This window comes from Endozoicomonas sp. SESOKO3 (assembly GCF_024606255.1).
This window is the reverse complement of the sequence record NZ_JAHHPR010000205.1, coordinates 1-1,695: the sequence shown is the minus strand read 5'-3', so window position 1 is coordinate 1,695 and position 1,695 is coordinate 1. Positions and strand designations below refer to the sequence as shown.

2 protein-coding genes are annotated in these 1,695 nt (G+C 47.8%); both read left to right on the top strand.

All coding sequences use genetic code 11. The features are described from left to right. Position 1 precedes the first annotated feature (1 nt). On the top strand, positions 2–1,450 hold the full coding sequence (thiI, locus tag KDK18_RS03490; protein WP_257253245.1) for a tRNA uracil 4-sulfurtransferase ThiI: 1,449 nt from the start codon (positions 2–4) through the stop codon (positions 1,448–1,450). 11 nt (positions 1,451–1,461) lie between these two features. After that, on the top strand, positions 1,462–1,695 hold a 234-nt coding region (locus KDK18_RS03485; protein WP_257253243.1), incomplete at its 3' end, for a dihydrofolate reductase.

Sequence of the window (1,695 nt, the reverse complement as noted above, 5' to 3'; positions counted from 1 at the left end):
CATCAAGCTGTTTCCTGAAATCACGATTAAAACGCCTCCGGTGAGAAAGCGTTTTATTAAGCAGCTGCGCAAGAATATTCGTAACGTTCTCAAACGGGTCGATGAATACGTCGAGGTGGCTGGCACCTGGGATTTCATCGAGCTGGCAACCAGTCATGATGATCCCCAGCTGGTGGCTCAGGTCTCCGATCTGTTGAGCCACATTCCTGGCATCGCGTACTGGCAAAAGGTGGTTGAGTATCCGCTGACAGATTTGGATGACATTCTGGATAATGCTTTGCACGTCAATCGTGAACTGCTGGCCGGGAAAACCTTCCGGGTCACCTGTCAGCGCACAGGTAAACATGACTTTCAGTCCATCGATGTTGAACGATATGTTGGCGGTGGACTGAATACTCGAACTGAAGCGGCTGGTGTCAAGCTTAAGAATCCGGACGTTGTCGTAAAAGTTGAGATCAAGGGAGATCGTTATTTCCTGGTCACGAACCGTGGTAATGGGTTGGGTGGTTACCCACTGGGTTCTATGGAGCCAGTGTTATCGTTGATCTCGGGTGGTTTTGACTCGACGGTTTCCAGTTTCCTGACCATGAAGCGAGGTATCAGAACCCATTTCTGTTTCTTTAATCTGGGTGGTCATGCTCATGAACTGGCAGTTAAAGAAGTGGCTTATTATCTCTGGAGCCGCTTTGGCTCTTCCCATAGCGTCAACTTTGTTACGGTTCCTTTTGAAGGGGTCGTCGAGGAGATTCTGACCAAAGTAGATAACTCCCAAATGGGGGTTATTCTCAAGCGAATGATGTTGAGAGCCGCAAGCCAGGTTGCAAAAGAGATGTACGTTGAAGCCGTAGTGACTGGAGAAGCTGTCGCTCAGGTTTCCAGCCAGACACTCACCAATCTGGCAGTTATTGATTCTGCTACAGACCATCTTGTGTTGCGTCCGCTTATTGCCATGGACAAGCAGGACATCATTGATATCTCAGTCAGGATCGGTACAGAGGAGTTGGTAAAAAATATTCCTGAGTACTGTGCGGTGATCTCAAAAAATCCAACCACCAGAGCCAGGCCGGAAAAAATTGCAGCGGAAGAGGCCCGTTTTGATTTTTCCATTCTGGATGCAGCGGTTGCCGATCGTCGTAAAGTTTCCGTTTCTGATATCATTGCCGATGACTTGACTCGTGAAGAAGTCGAGGTAGTTGAGACCACGAAACAAAACGACATTGTTATTGATATTCGTCATCCGGATGAAGAAGAGATCAAGCCCTTCGGCCTTGCTGACCGTGAAGTCCTGACGATTCCCTTCTATCAGCTCAGGACAAAATTTGCTGAACTAAACAAAGATAAGCACTACCTGCTGTATTGCGAAAAAGGGGTGATGAGTCAGTTGCACGCCATGCACCTTCGTGACGAAGGGTATGAGAATGTCGGCGTTTACAACCCAGGGAAAGAGTAACCGATAAGATTATGAAAATTGCGATGATTGCCGCTGTTGCCCAAAACCACGCCATTGGCATCAATAATAAAATGCCCTGGTACTTGCCTGGAGATCTTCGTTATTTTAAGGCTGTCACCATGGGCAAGCCCATTATTATGGGACGAAAGACGTTTGATTCACTGCGCAAGCCTCTGCCGGGTCGAGCCAATATTGTCATTACCCGTGACAAAAACTGGTGTCATGAAGGGGTTAAGGTGGTGCAC